General features: G+C 62.8%; 17 protein-coding genes and 1 pseudogene. 6 read left to right on the forward strand and 12 right to left on the reverse strand.

Annotated elements, in window-relative coordinates; genetic code table 11:
* Positions 1–26: 26 nt before the first annotated feature.
* The 3 genes and pseudogenes from BUE15_RS14865 to BUE15_RS14875 form a co-directional block, all read left to right on the forward strand.
* A pseudogene (locus tag BUE15_RS14865) lies at positions 27–527 on the forward strand (integrase core domain-containing protein); the annotation flags it as partial.
* Between the two features lie 38 nt (positions 528–565).
* Positions 566–1,462, forward strand: coding sequence for a YicC/YloC family endoribonuclease (locus tag BUE15_RS14870; RefSeq protein WP_073286733.1), 897 nt, complete (start codon positions 566–568; stop codon positions 1,460–1,462).
* Between the two features lie 326 nt (positions 1,463–1,788).
* The gene (locus BUE15_RS14875) at positions 1,789–2,334 is read left to right on the forward strand and encodes a hypothetical protein (protein WP_073286735.1); all 546 of its coding nucleotides are present in this window, start codon (positions 1,789–1,791) and stop codon (positions 2,332–2,334) included.
* An 83-nt stretch (positions 2,335–2,417) separates the two neighbouring features.
* Here BUE15_RS14875 and BUE15_RS14880 read toward each other — a convergent pair whose 3' ends face one another.
* From BUE15_RS14880 to BUE15_RS14920, 8 genes are all read right to left on the reverse strand, one after another.
* Entirely contained in the window at positions 2,418–3,704 is a 1,287-nt protein-coding gene (locus BUE15_RS14880; protein ID WP_170865275.1) for a M28 family metallopeptidase, read from the reverse strand.
* A gap of 113 nt (positions 3,705–3,817) precedes the next feature.
* Positions 3,818–4,225 (reverse strand): VanZ family protein, encoded by a 408-nt coding sequence (locus BUE15_RS14885; RefSeq protein ID WP_084549083.1) that lies wholly within the window; start codon positions 4,223–4,225, stop codon positions 3,818–3,820.
* 21 nt (positions 4,226–4,246) lie between these two features.
* On the reverse strand, positions 4,247–4,627 hold the full coding sequence (gcvH, locus tag BUE15_RS14890; RefSeq protein ID WP_073286741.1) for a glycine cleavage system protein GcvH: 381 nt from the start codon (positions 4,625–4,627) through the stop codon (positions 4,247–4,249).
* 177 nt (positions 4,628–4,804) lie between these two features.
* On the reverse strand, positions 4,805–12,259 hold the full coding sequence (sov, locus tag BUE15_RS14895; RefSeq protein ID WP_244535957.1) for a T9SS outer membrane translocon Sov/SprA: 7,455 nt from the start codon (positions 12,257–12,259) through the stop codon (positions 4,805–4,807).
* A 38-nt stretch (positions 12,260–12,297) separates the two neighbouring features.
* Positions 12,298–12,903 (reverse strand): Holliday junction branch migration protein RuvA, encoded by a 606-nt coding sequence (ruvA, locus tag BUE15_RS14900; RefSeq protein ID WP_073286747.1) that lies wholly within the window; start codon positions 12,901–12,903, stop codon positions 12,298–12,300.
* Positions 12,904–13,095: 192 nt separating this feature from the next.
* Positions 13,096–15,375 (reverse strand): NADP-dependent malic enzyme, encoded by a 2,280-nt coding sequence (locus BUE15_RS14905; RefSeq protein ID WP_073286749.1) that lies wholly within the window; start codon positions 15,373–15,375, stop codon positions 13,096–13,098.
* A gap of 553 nt (positions 15,376–15,928) precedes the next feature.
* Positions 15,929–16,420 (reverse strand): hypothetical protein, encoded by a 492-nt coding sequence (locus tag BUE15_RS14915; protein ID WP_073286754.1) that lies wholly within the window; start codon positions 16,418–16,420, stop codon positions 15,929–15,931.
* Between the two features lie 128 nt (positions 16,421–16,548).
* On the reverse strand, positions 16,549–17,280 hold the full coding sequence (locus BUE15_RS14920; RefSeq protein WP_073286757.1) for a hypothetical protein: 732 nt from the start codon (positions 17,278–17,280) through the stop codon (positions 16,549–16,551).
* 406 nt (positions 17,281–17,686) lie between these two features.
* On the opposite strand from BUE15_RS14920, the gene BUE15_RS14925 reads away from it, so the two are divergent.
* Positions 17,687–18,169 carry a YdeI/OmpD-associated family protein gene (locus BUE15_RS14925; protein ID WP_073286759.1) on the forward strand — a complete coding sequence of 161 codons (483 nt, stop codon included), beginning with the start codon at positions 17,687–17,689 and terminating at the stop codon, positions 18,167–18,169.
* A 2-nt stretch (positions 18,170–18,171) separates the two neighbouring features.
* Here the strand turns inward: BUE15_RS14925 and BUE15_RS14930 are convergent, their stop codons facing one another.
* From BUE15_RS14930 to BUE15_RS14945, 4 genes are all read right to left on the reverse strand, one after another.
* Positions 18,172–20,718, reverse strand: a complete 2,547-nt coding sequence (locus BUE15_RS14930; RefSeq protein WP_073286762.1) for a TonB-dependent receptor plug domain-containing protein — start codon at positions 20,716–20,718, stop codon at positions 18,172–18,174.
* 108 nt (positions 20,719–20,826) lie between these two features.
* Positions 20,827–23,697, reverse strand: coding sequence for a TolB family protein (locus BUE15_RS14935; RefSeq protein ID WP_073286765.1), 2,871 nt, complete (start codon positions 23,695–23,697; stop codon positions 20,827–20,829).
* 138 nt (positions 23,698–23,835) lie between these two features.
* Positions 23,836–24,285 carry a DUF2141 domain-containing protein gene (locus BUE15_RS14940; RefSeq protein WP_170865276.1) on the reverse strand — a complete coding sequence of 150 codons (450 nt, stop codon included), beginning with the start codon at positions 24,283–24,285 and terminating at the stop codon, positions 23,836–23,838.
* 138 nt (positions 24,286–24,423) lie between these two features.
* Entirely contained in the window at positions 24,424–24,903 is a 480-nt protein-coding gene (locus tag BUE15_RS14945; RefSeq protein WP_073286768.1) for a Clp protease N-terminal domain-containing protein, read from the reverse strand.
* 133 nt (positions 24,904–25,036) lie between these two features.
* Between BUE15_RS14945 and BUE15_RS14950 the strand changes: the two genes are divergently transcribed.
* Both BUE15_RS14950 and BUE15_RS14955 read left to right on the forward strand, forming a co-directional pair.
* The gene (locus BUE15_RS14950) at positions 25,037–25,744 is read left to right on the forward strand and encodes a hypothetical protein (protein WP_073286771.1); all 708 of its coding nucleotides are present in this window, start codon (positions 25,037–25,039) and stop codon (positions 25,742–25,744) included.
* A gap of 59 nt (positions 25,745–25,803) precedes the next feature.
* Positions 25,804–26,853 carry a ferredoxin--NADP reductase gene (locus BUE15_RS14955; RefSeq protein ID WP_073286774.1) on the forward strand — a complete coding sequence of 350 codons (1,050 nt, stop codon included), beginning with the start codon at positions 25,804–25,806 and terminating at the stop codon, positions 26,851–26,853.
* Positions 26,854–26,994: the final 141 nt, after the last annotated feature.

Consider the following 26,994-nt stretch of genomic DNA (forward strand, 5'->3'; position numbering starts at 1 on the left):
TGCAGACCGAAGAAGGCCGCCAGTAGTTGTTTGTGGCCATTGACCGTACCAGCAAAGTCGCCTTTGCCGAGTTGCAGCCCCAGGCCACCAAGCTCGCCGCGGCGGAGTTTCTGCGCCGGGTCTTGGCCAAGCTGCCGTACCGGGTGCACACGGTGCTGACCGACAACGGCATCCAATTTGGCAACATGCGCCACCAGCCCTGGGCGTTGCCCCACCTGTTTGACCGCGTCTGCACCGAGCACGGCATCGAGCACCGCTTCACTAAGCCCGGTCATCCCTGGACCAATGGCCAGGTCGAACGCATGAACCGCACGATTAAAGAAGCGACGGTCCAACGCTACCATTACCAGACAACCCACGAATTGAACGAGCACCTGCAGACCTTTCTGCTGGCCTATAACCACGCCAAACGACTCAAGACCTTGCGCGGCCTGACACCGCATGAATTCGTCTGCGCCCAGTGGCAGAAAAATCCCGTTAACTTTAACCAGGACCCGACCCACCTCACGCTGGCACTATACAACTAGCTGTTATTTTTGACGTCTCATTACTTCGTATCCCCACCATGCTTCAATCCATGACCGGCTACGGCGTTGCCCACCGCGACACCGACCGTTATTCCGCTACCGTTGAGGTAAAGTCTCTCAACTCCAAATCCATGGACCTTACGCTGCGCCTGCCCCGCTTTCTGCAGGAGCGCGAGCTGGAAATCCGGAATCTGGTAACCAGGAGCCTAGTGCGGGGCAAAGTCAATTTCAACTTCGATTTTGTCCGGGCCCGGGGCGCGGCGGCGCAGGCAAGCGTAGTCAACCAGGCCATGCTGGCCACTGCCTACCACGAGCTGATGGCGCTGAGTGCCCGCACCGGCGCTTCGCTGGAGCAACTGACAGCCATTGCCAAAGCCCTGCCGGGCGCGCTGCGGCTGCCCGCCGAGCTGCCGATGACGACCGAAGAAGAGGAAGAAATAACCTGGGACGAGCTGCTGCCGCTGGTGCAGGAAGCGCTGGACCGCACAAACGAGTTCCGGCGCACTGAGGGCCAGACGCTCACCACCGAAATCCTGACTTACCTCGACAGCATCCGGATCCAGCTGGCCGAGATAGAGCGCCATGACCCAACCCGCGTCGACAATGTGCGTGAGCGGCTCCGCTACCACCTCGCCGACCTGGCCACCAGTGACCAGTTCAACGCGTCCCGGTTTGAGCAGGAACTGATTTACTATATCGAGAAGCTGGATATCGCCGAGGAAAAAGTGAGGTTAGTCAGCCATTTACACTATTTCACCGAAACGGTATATCTGCCAGAACCCACCGGAAAGAAATTAGCGTTTATTTCGCAGGAAATTGGACGGGAAATCAACACGATAGGCTCCAAGGCCAACGACTCAGTAGTACAGCACTTAGTAGTAGGCATGAAGGAAGAACTGGAAAAAATCAAGGAACAGATCAATAACATTCTCTAAGTCCAAACCAATACTCCGCCACCCTCGTATTGTATTTTGCTGGTAAATTATAGAATAGGCCTTTAGCTATAAACTGTTGGCATTTTATCATAATCTGCTGAATACCGGATTACACCCGCTCGCCCTGCTGCATCCATGAAACCCCCGTATATGGTCTCCTGATGAAGATTTCCTCCCGATTTGGCTTTCAAACGCAAATTATTTTTTTTCGCTTGGGGCTTGCAGATCTGGGTTTCTTACGTAAATTGTGTTATCCGAACAGACTGGCCTTTGTGTGGTCTTCGGTAAAAATTGCTTTGTCATTCATCTTTTTTCAGCCTTAGACTATGAAAAAAGTAGTACTCTTCCCAGTTGCCTTCTGCCTGATGCTGTTGATGACAGCCTTCCGGCCGGCTGCAGAAATTGAATTGATCAAGAAGCGTGTGCTTAGTGAGCGGGTTGAAATCCTGATTCCTAAGGGCTTCGAGGTGATGAGCGAGCAGCAGATGGACTTTAACTATGCCAAAGCCCAAAGCCGCCCGAGCGTTATTTACACCAACAGCAAGGAAGCCAGCATTTCCTTCACCTACACCGACAATACCGCCGACCAGGACATGATTGACATGTACGCCGGCAACTTCTACAAGACCTACTCGAAGCAATTTAAGGAGGCCAAGTGGTTTGGCAACGGTATCAAGGAAATTGCGGGCCGCAAAGTAGGCTACCTTGAGTTGATGAAGCCCGAGCTTGGCCACGAGGTATATCAGTTGATTTTCTTCACGGACGTGGAGGGCAAGCTGCTGATGTGCACCTTCACTTGCGCCGACCGTCAGAAGCCGGAGTGGGAAGCCGTAGCCAAGCAGATCATGAACTCGATTAAGGCAAACGGCTAAGCCCGGACGCCCAAAACATAAGCAGCCCCGCAGCCACTGGCCCTTGTGCCGGTAGTTGCGGGGCTTTTGCTTTACCCTACTTGCTACCAGGTACTGCTGGCTCCAAGTGCATCCAGGAAGCTACGCAGGAGGCCGAAGACGCTGGAGAAGGCCGTAAGCGGCAGCGTTTCGGCCCGGTCATGTACGTCGTGGTAGGCAGTGGAGCCGCCGCGCGTATACAGGAAAAATGCCGGTACGCCCCGCTCGGAAAAGGGAAAATGGTCGGAGTTGGCGGCCCGGCCCCGAGCGGCCAGGCTGGGCAGCGCCTGGTTTGCGTTGTTGAGGCGCTGCAGCAGCTGGAATTGCGCCGGCAACTCCCGGCCATTCACTACGGTAGCCCCCTCAGAGCCCGTGCCCAGCAGATCCAGATTCAGCAGAAAACGGATACGGCTGAGCGGCACCAGTGGGTGCTCCACAAAGTACCGGGAGCCCACCAGGCCAGCTTCTTCCGCCCCAAACGCCAGAAACGCAACTGAATAGGCAGGGCGGTTTTCGGGGCGGGCATAATAAGCGGCCAGCTCCAGCAGCATGGCGGTGCCGCTGGCATTATCGTTGGCGCCGGGGAAATAGGCTTTCCGGCCCATGGTGCCGAGGTGGTCGTAGTGGGCCGTCACAACCAGAAACGAGTCGGGCTGCAGGCGGCCGGGCACGAAACCCACGATATTCTGCGTCGGATACCGGCGCTTGAGCTCCGCATCTACCCGCACGGTGGCCAGCGCCACAACAGGGCCGGCAGCCGTAGAAGGAATACTGTTCCAGACAGATTCCAGGACTTCCAGGCGCATCTGCCCGGCTTGCTGCGGAGCCAGGGAGGCCGTGAGCTTGGGCACCAGTGTAAGGCGGATAGCCGCGGAATCAATATGCTGCCGCAGGGCCGACGGCAAGGTAGCCAGGCGCGGCTCGTCGGGGGCGCGCAGTACCAGCCCGCCCTGGTACCAGCGACGCTGCAACAGGTGCTGCTGCACCGCCGGATCGGTGAAAGCCAGCGTATCGAAGCGCACGAGGGGCACTGCCGAAAACGCACCGCCGACTTTGCCGGGGCCGGAATCCGGAGCGGCAATAAACTCCTCTCCTACCCGCAGCTTGCGGGAACTACCCAACCCGGGAAAGCGCAGCATGCCTAAGCTCAGCTCCAGTTTCAGCGCGCCCGGAAACGTGTTTACATCCAGCTCAAACGGCTGGGTATAGTCGGGCGCAAGCGGCTGCAGGCCCAGCTCCCGGAACCGTTGGCGGATATAGTCGGCCGCTTTTTGCTCCCCCTTCTGCGCGTAGCCGCGACCGTGCATGCTCCGGGCCGACAGAGCCTGAACCGTGCGCTGTACGCGCGGCATATCCTGAGCGCTGGCTGTGGAAAGAGGCCACCCCAGCGCCACGCTTAGCGCTATGCCCGGCCACCACGTTCGTGCAATATGAGCCATAAAAAAGCACTGAGTTCAGACAGTTGCTACTCCCACCAGCGGCGGGTACCGTAGGCCAGCAGTAGCCCAATAGCCGCGCCCATCCCGTCGCTGATGGCATCCGACCATTCGCCGTGCCGGCCCAGGTTCATGGTCATCTGCAGCACTTCTATCAGCAGGCCGAAGCCTGTGCAGGCAACCAGCAGCAGCAGATAAGCGTGCCGGCGCAGCCAGGGCCAGCGGGTTTGGCGGCGCGCCGATACAACAGCCAGCGCGGCCTGCACCACAAACACAAAAGCATGAGCGGCAGTATCGAAGGAAAGCAGCTCCCAGGGCGGCACCACCGGCATGTCTTCGGCCGGCGTGAGCGTGAGCACCAATACCAGCGCCGCCCACGCCAGCGGCAGCCCCACCAGAGGGCGGCCACGAAGCATGGGCGGCGCGAAGACAGTCATTGTGACTAGGGCGGAAGACGCTTACGCGCCTACCAGCTCGCCGTAGGCTTCAGCCGACAGCAGACCTTCCAGCTCGGCGGGGTTGCCAATCGACATTTTCACCATCCAGCCGTCGCCGTAGGGGTCCGAGTTCACCGATTCGGGGTTGCCGTCGAGGTGGCTGTTCACTTCCAGTACCGTTCCGGAAATAGGGCTGAACAGGTCAGATACCGTTTTCACGGCTTCTACAGTACCGAATACTTCGTTCTGCGCAATTTCTTTATCAAGCGTATCGATGTCTACATACACGATGTCGCCGAGTTCCTTCTGGGCGTGGTCGGTGATGCCGATGAAGGCAACGTCACCTTCTACACGTACCCATTCGTGCTCTTTCGTGTACTTCAGTTCAGCAGGCAGGTTCATAGAGTGCGGGATTGGAAAGTGGGAAATGTGACGGACCCAGGCGGGCCGGCAAGCCAAAAGTACGGGGAAAAGGTGAGGTGGGGAAATACAGAAACGGCGAGTTTGCCAGTTGGCCGGCACTTGTGGCACGACCTCAAAGCAAACTCGCCGTTTTCTGGTTTCCAGTTCTGCTCCGGCCTATTGCGACAGACTATAGCGCAGCTGCAGGCCGCCTTCGGTGGTAGAGTTCTTGAACGAGTTCTGCACGCGCGGGTCCGTGACTGTCCGCGAGAAGAAGAACTGCAGATTCAGGCGCTGGTTGAGCACGTAGTCGATGGTGGGGCGCAGCTGGACCTGGCGCGTGCCGTTGGTCGTAAGGCCCTTGGCCCGCCCGATGCTGGCAGGAACCGCCGGGGTAGCTTCCGACTCATCTACTACATCCTCAATCGTGCGCTGAATGGTGGTGTTGTCGCGGATGCTGAGGTCGAGGCGGGCAGTCAGCTCATTGCGCAGCACGCGCTGCTCGCCCCCAATGCGGAAAGGCAGGCGCAGCCGGTTGGTAGCGTAGCCGAAGCCAATCACCAGCTCCTGCGTGTGCAGCTCGGTTACCTGAGCATTGGTGGTGTTCAGGGCCACGGCCCGCTCGGTGCGCAGCTCTACCCGGCCGGTTATCTTCTCCAGCGTCTGGAAGTTGACGCCAATCAGCGGCGAGAGGCGCTCGGCAATGCTTACCTGCCCTACCACGTAGTACGGAATGTACTGACCCGAGGAGTTGGTGAGGAAGCTCAGCTCATTGTCGCCTGGCTCTCGGGGGTATCTGGAGTTGGTGGTGTAGCCGGCAATGTTATACACCGAGCTATAGGCGTGCGTGAGGGCAATGGAGCGGAAGTAGCGCTTCACGAAGGGCAACTCGGCCAGGCCATTGTACTGCACGTTCCAGTTCGGGATGGGCAGCTTGGCAAATGGCTTGAAGCCCTCGGCCTTGTAGCCATCCGACGACTTGCCCTGATACGCATCCAGGAAAGCCGGAATCAGCACATCCTGCGAGTTATAGCCGTAGGTTCCGGTGCCGGTGGTATTGGCCGCCTGCAGGCGTTGCTGGATGAAGCCGCGGTTTTCGACAAACCGATTGAAGGCCCTGGAAATCTCCCCACCCGCCGACCGGTCGCCGAACAGCGTCTGGATGCTCACGATGGACGTGCTGAACGAGCCGGAGCCCAGCGGCTGTGGTGCGGCCAGGCGGCCATCAGCATACGGCTCCAGCGTATTCTCGTCGATTTCGCGACGGTAGAACACTTCGCGGTTGCGCACCAGCTGGCGGCGAGCCTCCAGCTGTATGTTGAAGTCGCGGATGGGCTCGAGCGTGGTGCGGGCCGTCAGGTTTTCAGTGAGCAGCGAGCTGAGCGGCGTGTTGAGGAAGTCGCTCCGGTCGGTGTACCAGCCGCGGCCGGCCGCCCGGTTATACAGGGCATCCAGGTCGTACTGCTTGCCCAGCAGGAACGGAATGCCTGGCGCATCAAAGTCGCTGTCCAGCCCAAAGAACCGGGTTTTGGGCAGGTAGCCCGGCAGCAGCGTGCCGTTGGAGCGCGTGTAGGTGAAGTTGATGGCACGGGCCGTCATCAGAGACCGAAGCACGGCTTTCAGGAAGCGCAGCTCCGGCCCTTTGGCCGTATCGGTGGCGGGCGGTGTGGCCCCGGCCTCGCCGGCGCGCGCGCCAAGCCGGTCGAGGGCGGCGCCGGGCGTGCGGCTGCCTTTGGCTGCCTGCCCGGCAGCGGGCGCATTGTTGATGATGTTGAGGAAGCGCACCTTGTTGTAGAGCTTCACCAGATCAATCTTGCCGTTGGCGCTCAGCTCACCGTTGTTCTGAATGGTGTTGCCCAGGTTCAACTCAGTGGTGGCAGTATCGGCCGGGTTGAGCGGGTTTAGCGGAGCCCGTAGCGCCGTGGAAGCGGCCTGCCAGGTGTAGTTGGCCGCGTAGCGCGCATCCGCCGACAGCCAGTCGGTGAGCGGGAACTTGTCGAGCGGCAGCCGGTAGGTCAGGGCAATGGTCTGGTTGAAGTTGGTGGTGCGGCCCAGCTTAATCAGGTTGTCGCGCAGCATCTCGCGGTTGCGGCGTGCCTCCGGCGAGTCATCAATGGAGCTGCCCCGGCCCTCATCTACCACGGCCCGGTTGGTGGCGGTGTAGTCCAGGGTCAGCGCCTTCGTCACGGCCCACTGCATGTCGTAGATGCGGTTGAAGAAGAACGACTTCTGGAACACGCCGGGCCCTGCCACGGTGGGCAGCGTGCCGGGCTCCAGCACGCGCTGCAGGAACCGCTCGTTATAGCGCCGGTCAATGTCGGCCCGGAACGAGAAGCGCGAGGGCAGCGGCGTGAAGTTGACGTCCTGGAAGATCTTCAGGTACGGGTTGTCCAGTGCCTTCACCTTGGCCAGCGGCGTGTAGGCTTTGGGCGTGGTCTGGTACACGTAAGCCAGCGCGCCGGTGTAGGTGCGCGTGTAGTCCCGGTCGGTGCGGATATCGGTGTGGGTGCGCTCCGTGATGGAGTAGCTCACGGCGAAGTTCTCGATGTCGTAGGGCATCGGCTTCTTCTCCGTGTTGGTGCGTTCCTTGCGCACGTTCAGCACCGAAATACTGCGGCTGCTGGTCTGGTCGATGACTTCCTTGCGGTAGGCCGCCTTATCCGTTTCCGACGTGAACTTGCGCAACGACTGCTCCAGCTTGGTATCGGGGTCGAGCGGGTCGTACTCGGGGGCGCGGCTTTCGTGGCCAGCCTGAATCAGAACCGGCACGCGCAGGCCCAGCTTCTCGGGGAAGAACTTGTCGGCCGCTACCGTGGCGTTGATGTCGCCGCGCTTGATGTCTTCCAGCGAGCGTTGGGCCAGCTTGTCCTGCAGCCCGCCAAAGCCCACCGACACGTAGCTGCCGGTGGCCGTGATGTTGGCTACATCGGCCAGCTTGGTGTTGAAGCGCGCCGTGGCGGCCCAGCCGTTTTCCTTGTCGAAGTCGAACACCCGGAACTCATCGGCCCACAGGCACATGCTCTTGGAGTTGCCGTCGTTGGTGGGGTTGAAGATACCAATCATGGCCCCCTGCACCGCACTCAGGTCGGGGTTGCCGAATACCGTGATGCTGGCGCCGTTGGGGAAGGTTTTGGTGTACGGCCCGGTGTAGCTGGCCCCGCCCGAGCTGATGGCCAGGTTGCGCTCGGCCTTCACGTCGATGAAGTCCTGCAGCGCCACCTGAATCTGGTTGGCATCGGGCCAGATTTCGGCCTGCGTGGTAGCGCCCTGCCGGGTCACGACCAGCGGCAGGCGGTACTCGTAGTAGTTCTGGTTGTAATCGGTGCCGAGGCGGATGAAGGCCTGCACGTCGCCGTCGCGCAGGTTGGCGTTTTCACTTTCGGCGTGCAGGAACAGGCGCAGCTGCTTGTAGCGCAGCAGGCTCAGACTCAGGTTTTTGTAGGCTGCCTGCCCGAAACCGTCGCGCAGCTCTTCTACGCACAGGCGCAGGCTCTGCTCGTTCTGCTGGCGGTTCACGGTGCTGGAGCCGTACTCCTTGTCGCGCTGGATGTTGGGCGGCAGCACGTAGGGAATGGCGCCTTTGTTGCCGGGGCCGTTTTCCTCGATGCTTACCGTGCTGATGTTGAAGGCCGCCGCCGTTTCGCCGCAGTTCAGGCAGGGCTGGTTGGGCTCCGAAATCGGGCTCAGGTAGCGGCGCCACTGGTTGGCAATAAACTGCGGCTGCACCATGCGCAGCACCACCGGCTGCTGCCAGTCGGTGAGGTACATGCGCAGGAACCGGATAGACTTGAAGCCGAAGGCCTGCCCGTCGGCGCTGCGCACGTTGTTGTAGCTGCGCACCGGAATCCGGAACTGGTACCACGATACCTGGTCGCCCTTCACGGTGTTCGTGATTTTGTCGACCACGTAGTTGCTGCCTACTGCCAACTGGCCGTCGCGCAGCTCCAGCTCATACTCGTAGTAGCGCTCCGTCTCCGAAATAACGTTGTCGCGGTTCAGGTCTTCCTTGTCGGGGAAGGCGGTGGAGGAAAGCTGGCTGTTCTCCTGCGAGTTGCCTTCCATGCCGTTGTACTGCTTGTAGCGGCCCAGAATACCCACGTTGTTCTGGTCGTAGAACGGGTCGAGGTGGTGGCGGAAATTGTCGCCGGAGGGGTCGGCGTAGGCTTTGCTGAAGAACGCCGCTTCCTCCGTATCGTTCAGGCCATCGAGGCCGATGTCCTGGCGGGCGCGGCCACCGGGCGTGTTGCTGAAGGCATCGGTCAGGAACTGCTGGCGCGACACGCGGCCCCATTCCGTCCGGCGGGTGTCGTTGGGGTCGGCCGGGTCGGTGGCGGGCAGGCCGTTTTCAAACTCGTACTGGTTGTTGTCGCGCAGCACGTCTTCGCTCACGTTGCCGAGGTTGATGATGAGCCGTCCGCCGGTTTCGTTGTTCACTGGTGGGTTCTCGCCATCGTTGATGCGGCCCCGCTCGCCTTTCAGGAACGGGTCCATCATCCAGAACTCCAGGTACTCAACGTTGGCGTTGTCGAAGTCGGTGTCGAAGGTGATTTCGCGCGAAATGGCGCCGAAGTTCTGCTGCGGGTTCGGCAGGGTTTTGCCATCGGCCCCAATGCCGGGGTTATAGTTGTACTGCCCGCGCTCCGACGGATAATAGGCCAGGTCGAGCGAGTATTCGAAGCCGTTGCCGGAGGCGCCCACGTCACGGTTCGGGAACACCTCAATCCGCTCGATACCGCGCGTGTAGTGGTTGTCCAGATCAGCCACCCCAATGTTCGACGGCTTGTTGGGCCCGTCGGTGTAGTAGGTCTGGTCGATGGAGTACCACGCCAGCTTGGCCCGGCGGTACGCCGACGTCACGTCGTTGACGTCGAAATTGGGGAAGGTGCGCGGCGTGGAGCCCAGGCGCCAGGCCACTGCCGAGTTCAGCCCGCCCAGCGTGTAAGGCGTGCGCGCATTCTCGAAGTCATCCAGATACGACACGCCGTTTTCGCCGTTGCCCAGCTTCGACTGCCCGGGCAGCAGCTGCGCAAACTCGCCGCTGAACGCCACCGATGACGGCTCCTTCGTCGAAATGAAGGGCAGCATGTCGAGGTACTTGGTGAGGGCGCGCGAGTCGCGGCGCAGGTTCACGTCGAAACCGTAAATCGTGTTGTTGCCGGGTTCGTCGCCGATGTTGACGCGGTTGATGCCGGGCGCCTGGTTTTCGCGCAGGTGCAGCACCGTGGCCCCGAAGTTGATGTCTTGGCTGAGGCGGTAGTCGAAGCGGGCCCCCAGCAGCTTGCGCGGCTGCACCTGCACCAGCGCATTCTTCTCGAACTCCACCCGCAGCTCATTTGCCGAGTTGAGGTAGGCCGGGTTCAGGATTTTCACCTTAGCCTGGTCGTAGAACACCTGGTAGTCGCGGCCTTCTTCCAGCAGCACCGAGCCGGCGCGCACCCGCACCGAGCCCTGCGCAATGCCCAGGCCGGGCAGCGTAATTTCGTCGGTAGCCGTGGCCTGAAACCGGCCGCGCAGCACAAACTTGTCTTTCTCGGTGCGCTGCTGCGCGTCGCTCTGCACCTGCGTGTAGAGTTCCTGATAGACGTATTTATCGATGAGCGCCTGCTCGGCCGTGGGGTCGAACTTGGTGCGCAGGAACGAGCCGAACGGCTCGACCAGCGGGAAGATTATTTTGCCCAGCTCCGGGTCAATGGTGATACCCGGGAAGAAGTCGAAGTTGCCGTCAGGGTTCTGGTCGTTGTTGGGGTTCACGTTGTCGAGGTTGAGCACCTCAATCAGCGGAATGTTCTGGATGACGCCCGGCTGGCCGTCCTTGATGGAAATCAGGTCGACGCCGGTAATGTCGTCTTTGTAGATGATCTGCAGCTGGAAGTTGTCCCGGTTGAGCTGTGAGGCATTCAGCGGGTACACGTTCTTCATCATCAGGTCCCACGTCGGCAGGTTGCGCGTCAGCAGGTTGGGGTTGTCGGGGTTCTGGCCGGGGTCGGCAATACCGACGGCCGGGTTGGTAGCTTTCAGCAGCTTCAGGAACACCACTTCGTCCTGGCCACGGTTGCCGTAGTCGTCCACTACTTCCCCCACTTTGTAGGTTTTGCCGTTGTAGAGGTACTCGTAGCTGACGCCCAGTACCTGCTCGGGCAAGAGCTGCGTGTTCAGCGAAATGTAGCCCAGCTGCGCATTGAAGGTGTATTCGCGCTGGTCGAGCTTCCGGGCCCGCACGTGCTCAAAGTCCACGTTCTTCACCAGCGGCTGGTTGGCCACTGCGCCCCGGCTCAGGTAGTTGTCCACGGTCAGCTCGCCGCGGGCTTCGGGGTTGGGCGTCAGCAGCTGGCCCAGCTGGTTGTTGGCGTTGTTGGCCGGTGTACGGTCCAGCACGGTAGGGTTCAGCAGCGGGCGGCGGTATACGCGGCTGGCTTCGCCCAGGTCCATGAGGGGCACCACGTTGCGCAGGTTGTCGCTCTGGCGGTTGTCGTTGGTGACGTACACCTCCAAACGCCGGATTTCAACGCCGCTTTGCACCGTGGGCAGGTTGCGCAGGGCCTGGTCGTACCGGTCGCGGAAGAACTGGCTCAGAAAGAAGTGCCGGTCCTTTTCGTACTGACTGGCCTTGATTTCGAACTGCCGGCTCTGCCCGCCATTCTGCACGCGCACCTCATCGGCCTGGCCGCGCAGCGTGCTGGCTACGGCCGTCACGCTCATGCGCCCGAACTGCAGCTGCGTCTTCACCCCGAACAGGTTCTGGCCGCCCACAATCAGGGAGTTGTTGAGCGGCAGGCTCACGTTGCCCAGCTCAATCTTGCGGATAATATCCGTGTCGAAGCCCGTGTAATCGAGCTTCATGTTGTTTTCGAAGTCGAAAGCCGCCTTGGTGTCGTAGTTGAAGTTCAGGCGCAGCTTCTCTCCTATCTGCCCGGTCAGGTTCAGATTCAGGTTCTGGTCGTACTGGAAGTCGCCGATGCGCTGCTGGCGCAGCGTGAGCGTGGGGTTCTGGTTGCGGTTGAAGCGCGCGCCCATGCGCAGCGTCACGGCCCCGGCAGGGCGGATATCCACGTAAGAGCCGCCAAAAATCCGGTCGGCCATGGGGCCGAGGTAGATTTTGGGGATGAGCCGCCGCGCTACTTCGGGGCTGGCCGGCCCGGTGACGCCACCGGCCGAACGATTCCGGAAATAGTCTCGTATAGCCTGCTGTTGCTGCCAGCGCGAATACTCTTCAAACGTCAGGCGGCTGGGGTCCCGGAACTCAAACTCCTGCCCCACCCGCTCCTCCACGTCGAAGTACTGCAGGCTGTCGTCGGGCGTCACGGTCTGGTTTACGTTGCCGGGCAGCGGCAGCACCAGCGGCGAGCGGCGGCGCTGCGGCGAAAACGGCGTACCGGCCCGGTCCTCGGGGTCTACGCGGGGCCGGCGGCTGGGACGGTAGCGGCTGGTGTCGGGCAGCGCGGTGCGCGGCGTGTCGGGCGCGGGCATGCGCCACGGCAGCCGGGCCTGCTCGCCGGCCAGCGGCAGCCAGGCCCACAGCTGCTGCAGGTCAAACGCAGATGCCCCAACAGGTTCGGCCTGCGACCACCAAGCAACGAGCAACGACGCGACAACAACAACGGAGGCGGTGAGGGACTTCTTACCGGAGTTCAAGTGCTACAAATAAAAAAGGATGCGGGTGGCGCTAAACGCTAATTTGACTTAAGAGCAAACTTAATCAATTCCTCCACGCTCAGGTCATTACCGTGGCGCTGCTGAATCTGATCCAGATTTTTCTCGGCGGCGGAGCGGGCAAAGCCCAACGTTACCAAAGCCGACAACGCTTCACTGCGGTTGGTATTGTGCGCGCGGGCCAGCGGCACGGTGTCCACGCCGGCCTTGGCCAGCAGCTCGTCTTTGCGGAGCTTGTCGCGCAGCTCCAGAATCACGCGCTGCGCCGTTTTGGGCCCCACTCCCTTAATACTCTGAATGGCGCGCACGTCCTCGTTGACGATGGCCTGGCGGATTTCGCCCACGCCCATGCTGCTCACCATCACGATGCCCGTGCCCGGCCCGATGCCTGACACCGAAATCAGTTGCATGAACAGCGCCTTTTCGTTGGGGTCGAGGAAGCCGTAGAGCGTGTGCGCGTCCTCCTTGATGTGCTGAAATGTATAGAGTTTGGCTTTTTCGCCCTCGGCGGGCAGCTTGCTGAAGGTGGCAAGGGAAATCCGGACTTCGTAGCCCATTCCGGCTACATCCAGAATGGCCTGGGCGTGGTCTTTGTAAGCGAGCTTTCCTTCGATGTAGGCAATCATGGGACGATGGTGGAGGCGGAAAAAAGAAACGGGCCGGCTGCACAGGCAGCGGCGAAAGGGGCAACACCACCCGCCGGATTTTCTATCCCAAATCGGCTGGCATTTTCAACTAAATAACTTGGCTTTGCAGCTCCCGATTTCCCGGCAGCCCGCCGCATAGCGCCAGCGGGCTGCCGGGAATGGCAGGCGCCTTTACAGGCCGCGGCTGTTCTGGCTTTGCTGCGCGTCTACTACCGCAATGGAGGCCATATTCACGATTTCGCGCACCGAAGCGCCCAGCTGCAGAATGTGCACCGGCTTGCGCATGCCCATCAGCACCGGCCCGATTACCTCGGCACCCCCGATTTCCTGGAGCACTTTGTAGGCAATGTTGCCGCTAATCACGTTCGGGAAGATGAGCGTGTTGGCGCCGCCTTTGTCGGCCAGCTCCGAGAAGGGGTACTGCTCGCGCAGCAGCTGCGGGTTCAGGGCCGTGTTGGCCTGCATCTCGCCGTCCAGAATCAGGTCGGGGTAGCGCTTTTTGGCCAGCTCGGTAGCGCGGCGCGACTTGTCGGGCAGCTCGCCGGGGTTGGAGCCGAAGTTGGAGTAGCTGATAACGGCCACCCGCGGCTCGGCATCAAAGAAGCGTACGGCTTCGGCCGTGAGGCCGATGATGTCCACCATTTCCTCGGCTGTGGGGTCGATGTTGACGGTGGTATCGGCGAAGAAGAACGGGCCTTTCTTGTGCTGAATGATGTACATAGAGGCCACGCGCTTCACGCCCTCTTCCACCCCAATGGCCTGCAACGACGGAATGATGCTCTTGCCGTAGTCTTTGGTGAGACCGGTGATGAAGGCGTCGGCTTCGCCGGTTTCCAGCATCATGGAGCCGTAGTAGTTCCGCTCGCGCAGCAGGCGGCGGCCTTCGTAGAGCGTGATGCCGCGGCGCTGCCGCTTCTGGTAGAGCAGGTTGGCGTACTCCTCGCGCTTGGCTTCTTCCTCCAGAATATCAATAATCTGGCAGCCTTCCAGGCCGAGGTTGTTGGCCTGGGCAATGGTTTCCAGCTTTTTGCGGTTGCCGAGCAGGATGGGCAGCGCAATGCCCTCATCGAACAGAATCTGGGCGGCCTTGAGGATTTTATAGTTGTCGGCCTCGGCAAACACCACGCGCTTGGGATTGGCGCGGGCCGCCGACGTAATGCGGTTCATCAGCTTCTGGTTCACGCCGAGGCGGGCACGCAGCTCGTCCTCGTAAGCCGTCCAGTCCTCGATGTTGTAGCGCGCCGAGCCGCTTTCCATAGCGGCTTTGGCCACGGCCGGACTCACGGTCGTAATCAGGCGCGGGTCGAGGGGCTTGGGGATGAGGTAGGTGCGGCCGAAGGCCAGCGTGTTGTCGCCGTAGGCACGGTTCACCATATCGGGCACGGGCTCCTTGGCCAGGTCGGAAAGGGCCCGCACGGCCGCCAGCTTCATGGCCTCGTTGATTTCGGTGGCCCGCACGTCCAGGGCGCCCCGGAAAATGTAGGGGAAGCCCAGCACGTTGTTCACCTGGTTGGGGTGGTCGGAGCGGCCGGTGGCCATAATCAGGTCGGGCCGCGTAGCCAGGGCCAGCTCGTAGCTGATTTCGGGGGTGGGGTTGGCCAGCGCAAACACAATGGGGTTGTCGGCCATGCGCAGCAGCAGCCCGGCCGGCAGCACGCCCGCCGCCGAGAGGCCCAGGAACACGTCGGCACCTTCCATGGCCTCGGCCAGCGTGCTGATGGGCCGCTGCGTGGCAAACTGCATCTGCAGCGGCGCCAGGTCGGTGCGCTGCGGATTGATGATGCCGTCCTTATCGAACACCACCACGTTTTCGAGCTTGAGGCCCAGCGCCAGGTACAGGCGCAGGCAGCTGATGGCCGCCGCGCCCGCGCCGCTCACCACCAGCTTGATTTCGTCGATGCGCTTGCCCACCACTTCCAGCGCGTTGAGCAGGGCCGCCGACGAAATGATGGCCGTGCCGTGCTGGTCGTCGTGCATGAGCGGAATGTTCATCTTCTCGCGCAGCTCCGTCTCGATGCGGAAGCACTCCGGGGCCTTGATGTCTTCGAGGTTGATGCCGCCGAACGTGGGCTCCAGCGCCTTCACGATGCGGATAAACTCGTCGGGGTCGGTGGCGTCGATTTCGATGTCGAAGCAGTCGATGCCCGCGAATTTCTTGAACAACACGCCTTTGCCTTCCATGACGGGCTTGGAGGCGGCGGGGCCGATGTTGCCGAGGCCCAGCACGGCCGTACCATTGCTGATAACGGCCACCAGGTTGCCCTTGGCCGTGTATTTATAGACGTCGTCGGGATTCTGGGCAATGGCCAGGCAGGGCTCGGCCACGCCCGGCGAGTAGGCCAGCGCCAGGTCCAGCTGGGTGCTGACGGGCTTGGTGGGTACTACTTCAATCTTGCCGGCAGGACTCTGGGAGTGGTAGTCGAGGGCGTCTTGTTTGTTGATTTTGAGCATAAGTCGGGTTCCGAAGGGAATTGCCGCTGGGGCGGCCACGGATTAGGCAAGTTGGGGCCAAATCCGCCGGAATCCAAAGATTGCCCCGCACCCCGAAGCGGCGCTTCGGCCCAGTGGAGCGGTTGTGCGCAGCTCGCAGCCGAACCGAAGCGCCGCTTCGGGGTACAGCCGGCTTCGGGTGAAATTCAGGCGGCTTCCCGCCAGATTCAGGCCCCCCCGACTGAATTTCATGCGACGCCGACTGAATTTCATGGGAGCCCCGATGATTTTCATGCGACATCGGAGAAAAATCACCCGGCGTCGCATACATTTTATCCGAGGTCGGGTAAAATTCATGCGACGCCGGGTAAAATTTACCCGACTTCCCGTAAGTTTTATGGGAGGCCGCGTGATTTTCACCGAAGGCCGGATAAACCAGACGCGGGGCCGGATGAAGTTCATCCAGCCCCGCGTCTGGTTTATCCGGCTGTAGGGTGCGGGGCTTGCCCGTCGTTGCACGAAACCCGCATCAATCGTTCAACGGCGGGCGGGGGCCAGCCCCGCCCCCTACCGGCTACTGCTTGGGCGTGGCCTTGGCCGCCTTCTGGGCCGTGCTTTGCTCGAAGCGGGTTTTGAGCGTGTCGCGGGCGTCCTGCGCGCCCGATACGCCCTGTTTGGCGGCCTGCTGCACCGAGCTGTAGTAGGCCAGGGCCGTCACGTAGCTTTCGCTGCCCAGCTTGATGCTGGTGCTAGCCAGGTTGGAGGCCAGCGGCTGCAGGCGCCGCGCCACGCGCTGTAGCTGCTGCCAGGCCACCAGGTCGAGGCGCAGGCCGGGAATGTCCACGTAGCCGGGCGCGAACTGCGGCTGCTGCTCGGCCAGGTCCAGGGCCTTCTCGATGAAGGGCAGCGAGGCGTCAGAGGCTTTGGGCAGGCGCTGAATTTCCTTGCCCGTGAGGGTGATGAGCACCGGGGCCAGGGCCGCGTCCAGGGCATCCAGCGCGTCGTTGATTTTCTTCAGGTCGGCGTCCGTGAGCTTGATTTCGAGGTTGTCGGAGGATGTGGGCATGCGTGAATGAGTGAATGAGTGAATGAGTGAAGAGAAGGAACTTAGAAACTGTTTGACTTAGGACGTGTGGATAGCACCCAAAAAGACTATCATGCAGAGCGCAGCGAAGAACTGTCTACATCACTGCGTTAAAAGTGAAAGGAGGTGCCTATGAGCTGCACGGGGCGCCAGGCGAAGGAAGTGCGAGAGTTTTTATAGAATGCCGTCCCATAGCCAGGTACGTAACTACCGTCTGGCAAAGTCTGCATACCTGTATTAAGCAACTGGTCGTTAAGGCGGCGGTAAGTGAGTGGGGCCGCCGTTTCGGCCAGCACGCTCCAGCGTGGCGTGAGGAAGAATTGCAGGCCCGCGAACGGCCGGGCCTCTAGCTGCCAGCGCTTGCTGGTGTAGCGCGAGTCGTATTCGTAGGGGCCATTGGCATTAGACCAGGCCACTACTTCCCGCTGGTTGCGCCGCCCAATACCGCCGCCCAGCTCCAGGCCATAAAACCAACGAAAGCGGGTGCTGATGGGCCGCTGCCACTCGTAGCCCACGTAGGCGTTGAGCTGCCATTCACGCGTGCCGGTTCCGTCCTTTAGCTGTGCGTAGTTGGCTGTATCCTGACGGCTGTACTGCCCCACGAGGCGCAGGCGCAGGGTCCGGTTAGGGGTCAGTTGCCGCTTATACACGATGCCCAGCGGCAGGCTGCGGTTGTTGCGGAGGAAGCCGTCGAGCACGGGGCTGGCCGTCAGGCCCAGGTGGTGGCGGTAGGCGCGGGCCGTGTCGGGCGGGGCGGCGGGCGTTTGGGCGGGGGCGGCCAGCGGCAGGGCCAGCGGCAGGGCCAGCGGCAGGGCCAGCAGGAGCGTAAGCAGGGGTTTCATGGAACGGGAACTGGTGGAAAAAAGCGGAAAGCCCGAAAAAGCCCCGGACGCGCGGCGCAGCCGGCGGCCAGAGGGGCAGCGGGCAGGCAGAGCAGCAGGGGCAACAGGTGCGAAGTAGGAGCGGCGCCGCCCGGCGCGGTAGCGGGTAGGTGCGGGCGGCGGCGGTGAGAGTAGCGGGTAGCGGTAACGGAGGGCAAGGATAAGACTAGTTGGCCGACACTTCTATACAGGAGTGAAAGAATAGTTTTGGGGGAGGCCGGCCTTCCACGAGCGGCCCTTGGCGGCCCGGCCAGCGGTTACTTGTAGCGCACGGCGCCGGGCTGCCCGAAGCTGAAGTCATAGCAGGGGCGAGAACTTTTGTAGCAGGGGCCGCACCCGGGAAACCACGACCTGCTACTTTCACGGCATGGAAACCTCGCACACGTTTCAGGCGCAGCTACAAGCCGGCGGCCCCAGCTTCATGCCCACCCAGATAGTAGTGGTGCCACCGCTGGTGGTAGCGGCGCTGGGCACCAGCGCCAAGCGTGTGACGGGCACCGTGAACGGCCACGCCGTGCGGCCGGGGCTGCTGCCGCTGCCCGGCGGCGGGCGCTACCTCATGCTCAACAAAGACCTGTGCCGCGCCATCGGTATCCAGCTGGGCCAGCACCTCACCGTGTGCCTCGCCCCCGACCCGGACCCCGACCACGTGGACCTGCCCGCTGAGCTGGCCGAAGCCTTCGAAGCCTGGCCCGAGGCTGAAACCGGGTTTACAGCACACACCGGAGCCATGCGGCGGGCCATAGCGCAGCACATAGCCAGCGCCAGGCAGCCCGAAACCCGTGCCCGCCGCGCCGTGGAGCTGGCCGAGCGGCTGGCCTTGGGCCGCCACCCGTTCCGCAAGCCGTGAGGCTAGCGGGCCGTCACGCTCAGCGTGGCGGTGCCCACGGCCGGCTGCCCCGTAGCGCCAACCCCTTCCGTACTGACGCGGAACGTGCCGCCCTGGTCGGCGGTGTAGAACGTGAAGCGGGCTGTGCCCGACGCCGGCACGGCCAGGCGTGGCAGCCAGTAGAGGGCAGTAGCCCGTGGATCGGGACGGGCTGCAGCGGCCTTTTCGTAGCGCTGCGCATAAAACTCACGGGCCTGGTAGTAGGCCGGCAGCTGGCGCGTTACGATGCCCGCAGCGGGTTCTTTGCTGTAGTCGTAGTCGGGGTTGCCGGTCTTGGTGAAAACGGCAATGACCCCGCTCCCGCCCTGCATCCCATATATGGCAGCGGAAGGGCCTTTCAGCACCTCAATCCGGTCTACCACGGAGGGCGGAATTCCCATCAGTGCCTCCGCATCTGAGAGGGGCACTCCATCCAGCAGAAACAACGGCTGGCTGGGCCCCGACAAGCTAGTGATGCCCCGAATCAGCACCTTATAGGAAGAGCCGCTGCGCGTTACCTGCACGCCGGCCACGCGCCCCTGCAGCAATTGAAAAATGTCGGTATAGGCATTGGCCTGCGGGATGTCGCGCAGGTTGAGCACATTGTCGGCGCGGCCATGAATGGAGCGAGGGTCGCGCGCGGGTTCGGCCGGGCGGCTGCCTTTCACCGTGACGTTGCGAAGCACGATGTTGCGGCTCGAATCGGGGCGGTATTGCTGCTCCAGCACCTGCTGGCGGCGGCTGCGCTGAGTGTAGGCCGCTACCACCGGGGCCGCATCTGCCGGCACTCGCAAAGGAAGCGGCTGCGGTGTGGCGGGCAGCGGCCACAGCTCGTTCAGCTGAATCAGGACGTTGCTGCCGCCTTTCTCAGTGCGGGCCTGCACCACCACTTTCGTGGAGTCGCGGCCGCTGAAGCCCATAAACAGAAACTGCCCCTGCTCATTCGCCTGCCCGGTACTCACGCTTTTGCTTTGCTGCTGCAGCAGCGTCACGCTACCGTTGGGCACCGGTTTCTGATTGGCGCGCACCAGCCGGCCGCCCAGCGTGAGGCTCTGCTCGGGCAGAAACTGGTAGGTGGCTATCGGCGAAGCTTCCTGCAGCAGCTCGCGCCATACAAAGCGGCTCCAGCCCTGCGTGAGCAGCAGGTGGTCGAGGGCGAGACGGGTTTCGGGCGTGGGGTTGCGGAAGTAGTAGCCCGGGTTTTCGACGTAGCCTTTCAGCTCAGAGGTCAGCAGCAGCTGCGACTCGATAGTAGCATCTGTGGTGCCGACAGTCGGTAGCCCCGCCTCATTGGTCACGGCCAGCGACAGTTCAGCGGCAGCCGGCGCTCCATCAGTCGTGCGCACCTCCACCTCCACGGTCACGGCTTCACGCGGGCCATAGCGGGGTTTGTCGGGGCGCACGGTTACCTGTAGCGGGCGGGCGTCAGGCACAAAGGCCAACCGCTCGGCGCGGGGCCGCTGCTGCTCGTCGAATAGCGTGAGGTGCAGTACGCCCGCCGGCATTTTGTCTTTGGGCAGCGAGGCCGAGAAGGTTTCGTCGCCCTGAATCTGGCCCTGACCTACGTATACAGGCGTGCCGCGCACGTGTGCCAGCAGCCGCAGCCCCACCGGGCGGGCGGGCGCGCCGGCTGCCGCCTGGTACCGGATAAATACTTTCAGTGTATTGCCAACTTCACGCGTGTTCATCACGAAGCCATCCGGCACAGCAGCCGGCAGCGGATACTCAGCGGTGAGGCCGGAGGGCAGTGTTACGCGGGCATGGTAGCGGCGGCCAGAAGCAGGCGTAAAGCTGAAAGCAGTCATGCCCAAGGCTGGCGTACTGAAGCGGCCCTGCACCTGGTTCTGCTCATCGAGAATTTCGCCGCGCACAGCCAGGCCCGTGCCGGTAGCATCGAGGGCCTTCACGCCCACCACCGTAGCCAGGCCGGCCACGTAGTCGCCGCCTTCCGGGAAAAACTGCACATCGGGGCGCGGCGAGGCGGCTTCCCGCGCCTGACTGCGACGGGACGCGGCTACTTTACCAGCCGCCGCGCCACCAGCCGCCGGGGCCGGCCCGGCTGATTGCCACACGGGCAGGCGACGCGAGAAAAACAGCTGCTCTCCGGCGTTGCGCATCCAGCTGGTGTAGGCCCGCACCGTGTAGATGCCCTGCGCCAGGGTATCGGGCAGGGCCAGGTCGCCGTGGGCCAGGCCGCCGCGCAGGGCCAGCGTGCGGCGCAGCAGCACCCGCTTGCCGGAGGGGCTCACTACATCCACATAAAGCACCCGGCTCAGGGAGTCGAGGCGGTGGTAGCGGGCATCGGCTACATAGGCCTTGAACCACACCGTCTCGCCGGCAGCATAGGCGGCCTGGTTGAGGTGCAGGTAGCTGATTTCGGGCTGCGCATCGGTGTAAAACGCCAGCAGGCGCTGCACGAGCTTTTCGGCTGGGTCGAGGGCGGGCTGGAACGACAGGCTAAGAGCGGCTACAGAAGCAACAGCAGCGCCGGCCGCCGCGCGCCGCCAACCGGGAATAAGCGGGAATCTCATAGAACAATAATTAATAGAACTCTTGTGCAGGAGCGAATGTACGAGGAAGGCATAACAGCTGCGCGGCAGCAGGCTTTACCAAACCGACTCTTAAGGCCGCTTTGTACTCTACAGCCGAATGCTGAAGGCCAATGGCTCCAGAATCAACTCGTTGGTATAGGTGTTGACCACCAGCCGCAGGCCGGCTTCCAGCGGTGTACGCAGGCGCAGCACGTTGAACAGCGCCGCCACATCGAGGCCCGCGTTGCGGTAGTTGGCAGCGCCCGAAACGCCCGCGCTTCGGCCCTGCGCTACATCCAGAAAAGCCGCCGCCCGCAGGCGCTGCACATACAGCACCCGCCCCACCGACCAGTGCGGAAACGCCAGCGGCAGCTGGTAGTCCACGGAAGCAGCCCGCAGCCGGTCGAAGCTCACGTAGCCCTCGCCCCGGGGAAACGATACGGCCGAGGCAAACTGATACTGCCGCTGCTGCTGATACTGGTAGCCGGCGCGCAGGCGCAGGGCGTGGTGCCTGGCGAGGCCGGGCAGAAACACGCTGCCCTGCGCGCCCCACTGCCGCGCCTCCAGCCCGGCCCCGAACGGCGTGAGCCGCGAGGTAAGCAGCAGCGTGCCACCCAGCCGTGGGGCCACGTCGCGGGCACTTTGCTTGAGTTGGGCCACATAGCTGAGCGTGGTCTGGAGGGCGTGTACCGGCTGGTTGGGGCCGGGCTCGGAGCGGAAGCGCACCGGCAGGTCGTAGCCGCTGACCCGCTCGTGCAGGTAGTAGCTGCTCAGCGTAAGGGCCGACAGCATTTTGGACCGCGTCAGTGTGAGCGGCAGGCGCAGGCCGGTAGTGAGGCGAGTGGCCTGCCATTGGTCGCGGAGCAGGGCACCGTTGCGGCGGATGGTTACATCGCGGCCGCCGTGGCTGATTTCGGCATCGAGCACCGGATACTGGCCCTGGTAGCTGAGGCCGCCGAACACGGCCGCCGTCTGCTCGTTCTGGTCGTAGCTGACGCCCGCAATGGCCTGCGTGGTGCTCAGCACATCCTGCGACCGGACGCCCAGGCTCACGCTGTTGCCGGTCGGGCTTTGCACCACGCCCCAGCTGAACACGTTGAACGCATTCCGCAGCACCGAATACGGCCGCACCGGATACCGCGCTGCCGAATCCTGGCGCGAGGCCACGCCCAGCAGCGGCACCACGGCCGCCGCGCCCGGCTCCTGCGCCGCCAGTTTCGCCGTATAGGGCTGGCCTACTTCGGCCGGAGCGGCCGGTACCGGCAGCCAGGCGGCCGGGTCCAGCGGCATCTCCACAATGCGGGCGCCGGTAGCGCGGTAGTCGTGAAAAGCCAGGCTCCGCCCGTCCGGCGACACGGCCGCCTGGTACGCCCCCAGCGGCCGCGACGTTACCTGAAACGTCTGGCCCGTGGTGACGTGCACGGCGTAGATATTGTCAATGCCCGACTGCGGCGAATTGTAGAGCACGTAGTCGCCCCAGGGCTGCGGGTTGGTCAGGTTGACGTTGGCCAGGGGCAGCAGGGGCCGCGCCGTGCCGGTAGCCGGGTCGAGGATTTCGATGGTTTTGCCGCCCGGTTTCAGTGCCACCGCAGCTATGCGCTGGCCGTCGGGCAGAAAGCGGGGCTGGAGGTACAGGTCGTTTTGCGGGTTGGGCAGGGTCTGGAGCACGGTGCCGGTGCCGGCATCCAGCAGGTGCAGCGCATGGTGGTAAGCCGTGTCGGTTTCCACGGCTACCAGCCGGCGGCCATCGGGCGAGAGGGCGGCGGCCGTGTAGCGGTGGTGGCGGCCCAGGCGCGCTACGCGGCCGGTTTGCAGGTCCAGCACGCGTAGCTCGGAGTAGATGCGCTGGCCCCAGCGGGCATCGGGCTGCAATTCGGGCCACACGGCCTTGCCGCCGCCCACGCTCAGCAGCTCCGGCAGATTCAGCAGGCCCGGCACGTGGAGTTTGCGCTCCGCGCCGCGCCGGTCCAGCAGCATCAGCTGGGCAATGTCGCCGAGGCCACTTTTCAGGGTCAGCACCATGCTGTCATTCACATACTGCGGATACTGGTATTCGGTGAACACCCGGCCCCGATACTGTCCGGCCAGCTCCTGCGCCTCAGTCAGCCGGAGGGTGCGTTGCTCGGCCCGCCACGTCGAGTCCAGCTCCTGCACGGTGCGCTGGTACAGGTCTTCGACGCGCAACCCCGTGGTGCGCTTCAGGCCATCGGAAAACGAAAACGGGTAGAACGGAAAGCGGTAGTAGCGGCTCAGGGCCCGGTCCCAGACGTTGGGGCCGTAGTGGGCTTTGGCGTAGGACGTGAGGTAGTAGCCGAGCACGTACCAGTTGGGCACCTGGTCGCGCAGGGAGCCGTTGGCGGCTTTCTGGTAGTTGTAGAAGCGGCCGGCCAGCAGGTTGGCGCGCAGGCCCACACCAAATTCCGGAATCCGGCCCCGGCCGCTGCGGGTAAGGGCCGTTTCGGTGCCCACGGCGTCGCCTTCGAAAAACCACTGGGGCACGCCCACCGCCGCCACGCCCAGCGCGCCGTCGCCGAGCAGCGGACTCAGCAAACGCCCAATGCCCTGCCGCCCTTTCTCGAACTGCCCCACGTGCCGGTACTCGTGCACCACCAGCCCATCCAGCCAATCGACGGTGCCGAGGCCCATGCCCTGCTGCGGCGTGATGAAGAACTCGGCGTGGCGCGGCAGAAACGTCACGAAGCCGTTCGAGACGCTGGTGCGGGTCTGCATCACCACCGAAATGGGGCGCGGACTGACGCCGAGCGTAGCCGCGCCGGGGCCGTGCACTTGCTCCAGCCGGGTGGCCGTGCGTTGCGCGGCTTCTTCCAGCCCCTGCGGATACAGCACCCGAAAATGCGGCGTCTGCACCTGCTGCCAGCGCAGCGCCGGCGGGTTCTGGTCGAGGATGGGCAGGCTTTGGGACTGGCTGGCCGAGGCCGAAGCCAGCACCGCCACGGCGGGCAACAGGAACTGACGCATGTACTGAGAATGAGCGAAGTGCAAGAAACCCTACCGGCACGGAAAAGCCAAAGCGAATTTCCGGCCCGGCCTGACTGCAGGCCGCAAACCGGAAATCCGCTTTGGCTTATGTGGAACGGCCGAAAAGAGTAGCAGTGCTTACTTGGTCAGGACGATGCTGACCACTTTGCCAGGGCCGGCCACCACAAACTTGCACTCGTTGAAATCGGGCGGGGCCAGAGTGGGGCGCACGTTGTTGGAGAAGGCAAACGGCTCGGTCGGGATGCCCACGAAATTCTTGTCCAGCTTGTCGTTGTTGTTCATGTCCTGCGTGATGGCCACGGCCCACTCGCCGTGCGGCAGGTCGACGGGCAGCGTAATCTGGCGCTGGCCGCCGGGCTGCACCACCTTCTTGAACGCATAGCCCTGAGGCTTGAGGAACTTGTCGCGCAGGTTGTAGAAGTAGAGTTTCACCACCGACTGCGGCGAAGCCAGCGCCGATACGACCACCGTTACGGAGGAAGTGCCGGTCGGATTTTCGGCCACTGCCGGCGCGGTAGCCAGCAGGCTGCATCCGCCCATTACACAAGCAAGCGTCAGAATTTTCATAAGCATTACTATATAGGCGTGTGAAACAGTAAAGGGCCAACACCCGGCTCTGCTGAAAAAGTGCCACTCCTACTGTTAAAAGCCGGCCACAGCAAAAGGGAACCATCAAGATACCCAGAAATACTGAGTTACGCCCAATCAGGTTTGCCGGGCTGCCAGCGGCCGAAGCAGCGGCAGCAGCACCTCGAAAGTCAGCCCGAACTCAGCACTCAGCTTGGCTACCGCGCCGTGGGGCAACGCCAGAAGCGGTGGCAGCAGGTGCAGGGCTTCTACTTCGAGGGTGCCCATCTCACGGGCCACACGGCCGCAGCTGCTGAAGGCATGCTCCAGTTCCCTGGTCAGGGGCAAGCTGCCGGCGGGCTCCGGGGCTTCCGGCGCTATCTGGTGAGCCGCTACATGCGTTTGCAGACACACGGCAAACAGCGCTGGGCTGACCAGCAACCGGCTAATTACCTGAGCCGCCGGGGTAGCGGGCGTGGCCAGAATGGCCAGCAGCAGATGCTCAGCTCCCACAAAATCGTTACGCAAGCCGATGGCTGTTTCCCGGCTCTGCGCAATGAGGCACTTCAGGTTTTCGGAGAGGAAGGGCTTTGGAGGGCGCTTCGCGAAGGGCCACATAGGGTTTGGTTTGTTTTTTGTAATCGGGGCAGCGGAAGGCAGCCCGGCCGTAAGGTAACGGGCCGGACAACTTCCTCGGCGTTCAACGCATCTGTTTCTCTACCGCCTGCTTCCACTCCTACCCTACGTTTGTATGTCACGCTTTTTGTACCCCTTGCTGCTTTCCGCCGGGCTGCTGGCGGCCACCTCCTGCGCCCGCCAGGCCTACACCACCAATACGCTGGATGCACCGGCTCTCACGGCGCACCGCACAGTAGCCATTATGCCGTTTGAAGTGGAACAGGACCGCCTGCGCCTGCGTGACATCAGCTACGCCGGGCCCAGCCCGAGCGAAGACGACATCAAAAAGCACCAGCAGAACTGGACAGCGGCGCAGCTGCTGGAGCGGCGCAACCTGGGCTATCAGTTGCAGCAGCAACTACTGGCTCAGCTACTGGCCCAGCAGCCGGGCAATGGCTACACAGTGCAGTTTCAGGATGTGAAAGAAACCAACAAGCGTCTGCTGGCGGCCGGCATCACCTACGAAAACCTGCCCAACCATACCATGCAGGAACTACAGCAGGCGCTGGGCGTAGATGCGCTGCTGTCGGGCCAGACGCTGTTGTACCAGCCTATGCCCAACGGCGTAAACCTGGCGGCCCGCATTCTGCTCAACGACGGCGTAGCGGCGGGGCTGCCTTCCAACACGGCCACCACCAACCTTATGCTGCACGACTGCCGCAACGGCCAGCTTACCTGGCGCTTCGACTACGAGCGGGCCGGCAGTGCGTCTCTGAATCCGGAGCGCCTCAGCAAAGACCTGGTGAAAGCCGCCAGCCGCAGCTTTCCGTATCGTAGGTAAGGCCCCGTTGCAGGCATTGGGCTACGCCAGCGTCGGCGCTTTTAGGCTTTCTTTGCGCTATGTCTTCCGCTTATCATCGGCTTACCATTCAGCAGATCCGGGACGAGGTGCCGGGCGTACGGTCGTTTGTGCTGGCTCCGGCCGATGGGCAGCCGCTGCCCTATACCGCCGGCCAGTATCTGACGCTGATACAGACGCAGCATGGCCGCGACGTGCGCCGCTCCTACTCCATCAGCTCGGCCCCGGCACTCAATGAGCCGCTGACCATCACCGTCCAGCGCCTCGACAACGGGCTGGTGTCGCGCTACCTCATCGACCGGGCGCAGGTTGGCGACGAAATCCGGACACTGGGCCCGGCGGGCTTTTTCACCCTGCCGCCCGACTTCGCCGAAACCTACACCCACCTGATTTTACTGGCGGCGGGTAGCGGCATCACGCCTATTTTCTCGCTGCTCAAAACCGTGCTGCACACGCTGCCACAGGCGCGCGTGTTGCTCATCTACAGCAACCGGCGGCCAGACAGCGCCCTGTTTCTGGCGGAGCTGCAGGCTCTGGCCCGGCAGTTTCCGGCGCAGCTGCATCTGGAGCTGCTCTTCAGCCAAAACCCCGATCTGGCCCGTGCCCGCCTGCATAAGTCGCTGCTGGAAGAGCTGGTGGCCCGCTATGCGCCGGCCCCGCCTTCGCGCACCCTCGCCTACCTCTGCGGCCCCCTCGACTACATGCGCATGGGTACTTACGGGCTGCACGAAGCCGGCCTGCCGCTGGCCAATATCCGGCGGGAGCTGTTCAGCCCCAGTACCGCCACCGTCCCGCACAGCATCCCGCCCGACACGGAGCCGCACACTGTCAGGATTGAGGTGCGCGGGCAGGAGCATGAGGTGCGGGTGCAGTACCCACAAACCATTCTGCAGGCGGCGCGGCGGCAGGCCCTGGCGCTGCCCTATAGCTGTGAGGCAGGCTCCTGCGGCAACTGCGCCGCCCACTGCTCGCAGGGGCAGGTATGGATGGCGGCCAACGAGGTGCTAACCGACCGGGAGCTGGCCCGCGGGCTAGTGCTTACCTGCACCGGCTACCCGGTGGGCACAGTGCCGGTGAAACTGAAAATCTGAAGCCGGGCCGTGTTGTACTTGCGGCACGGACTTGCCTGTTACGAGCAAATTTGTTGTTTATCAGCGCCTTCACCATTTCCAGCGGGTAGGTAGGTGCTCCACGTTGCTAGGCGCCTGGCCCGCGCTAGTGACGCCGACAGT

The organism is Hymenobacter psychrotolerans DSM 18569 (genome assembly GCF_900142395.1).
GTDB classification, from domain to species: domain Bacteria; phylum Bacteroidota; class Bacteroidia; order Cytophagales; family Hymenobacteraceae; genus Hymenobacter; species Hymenobacter psychrotolerans.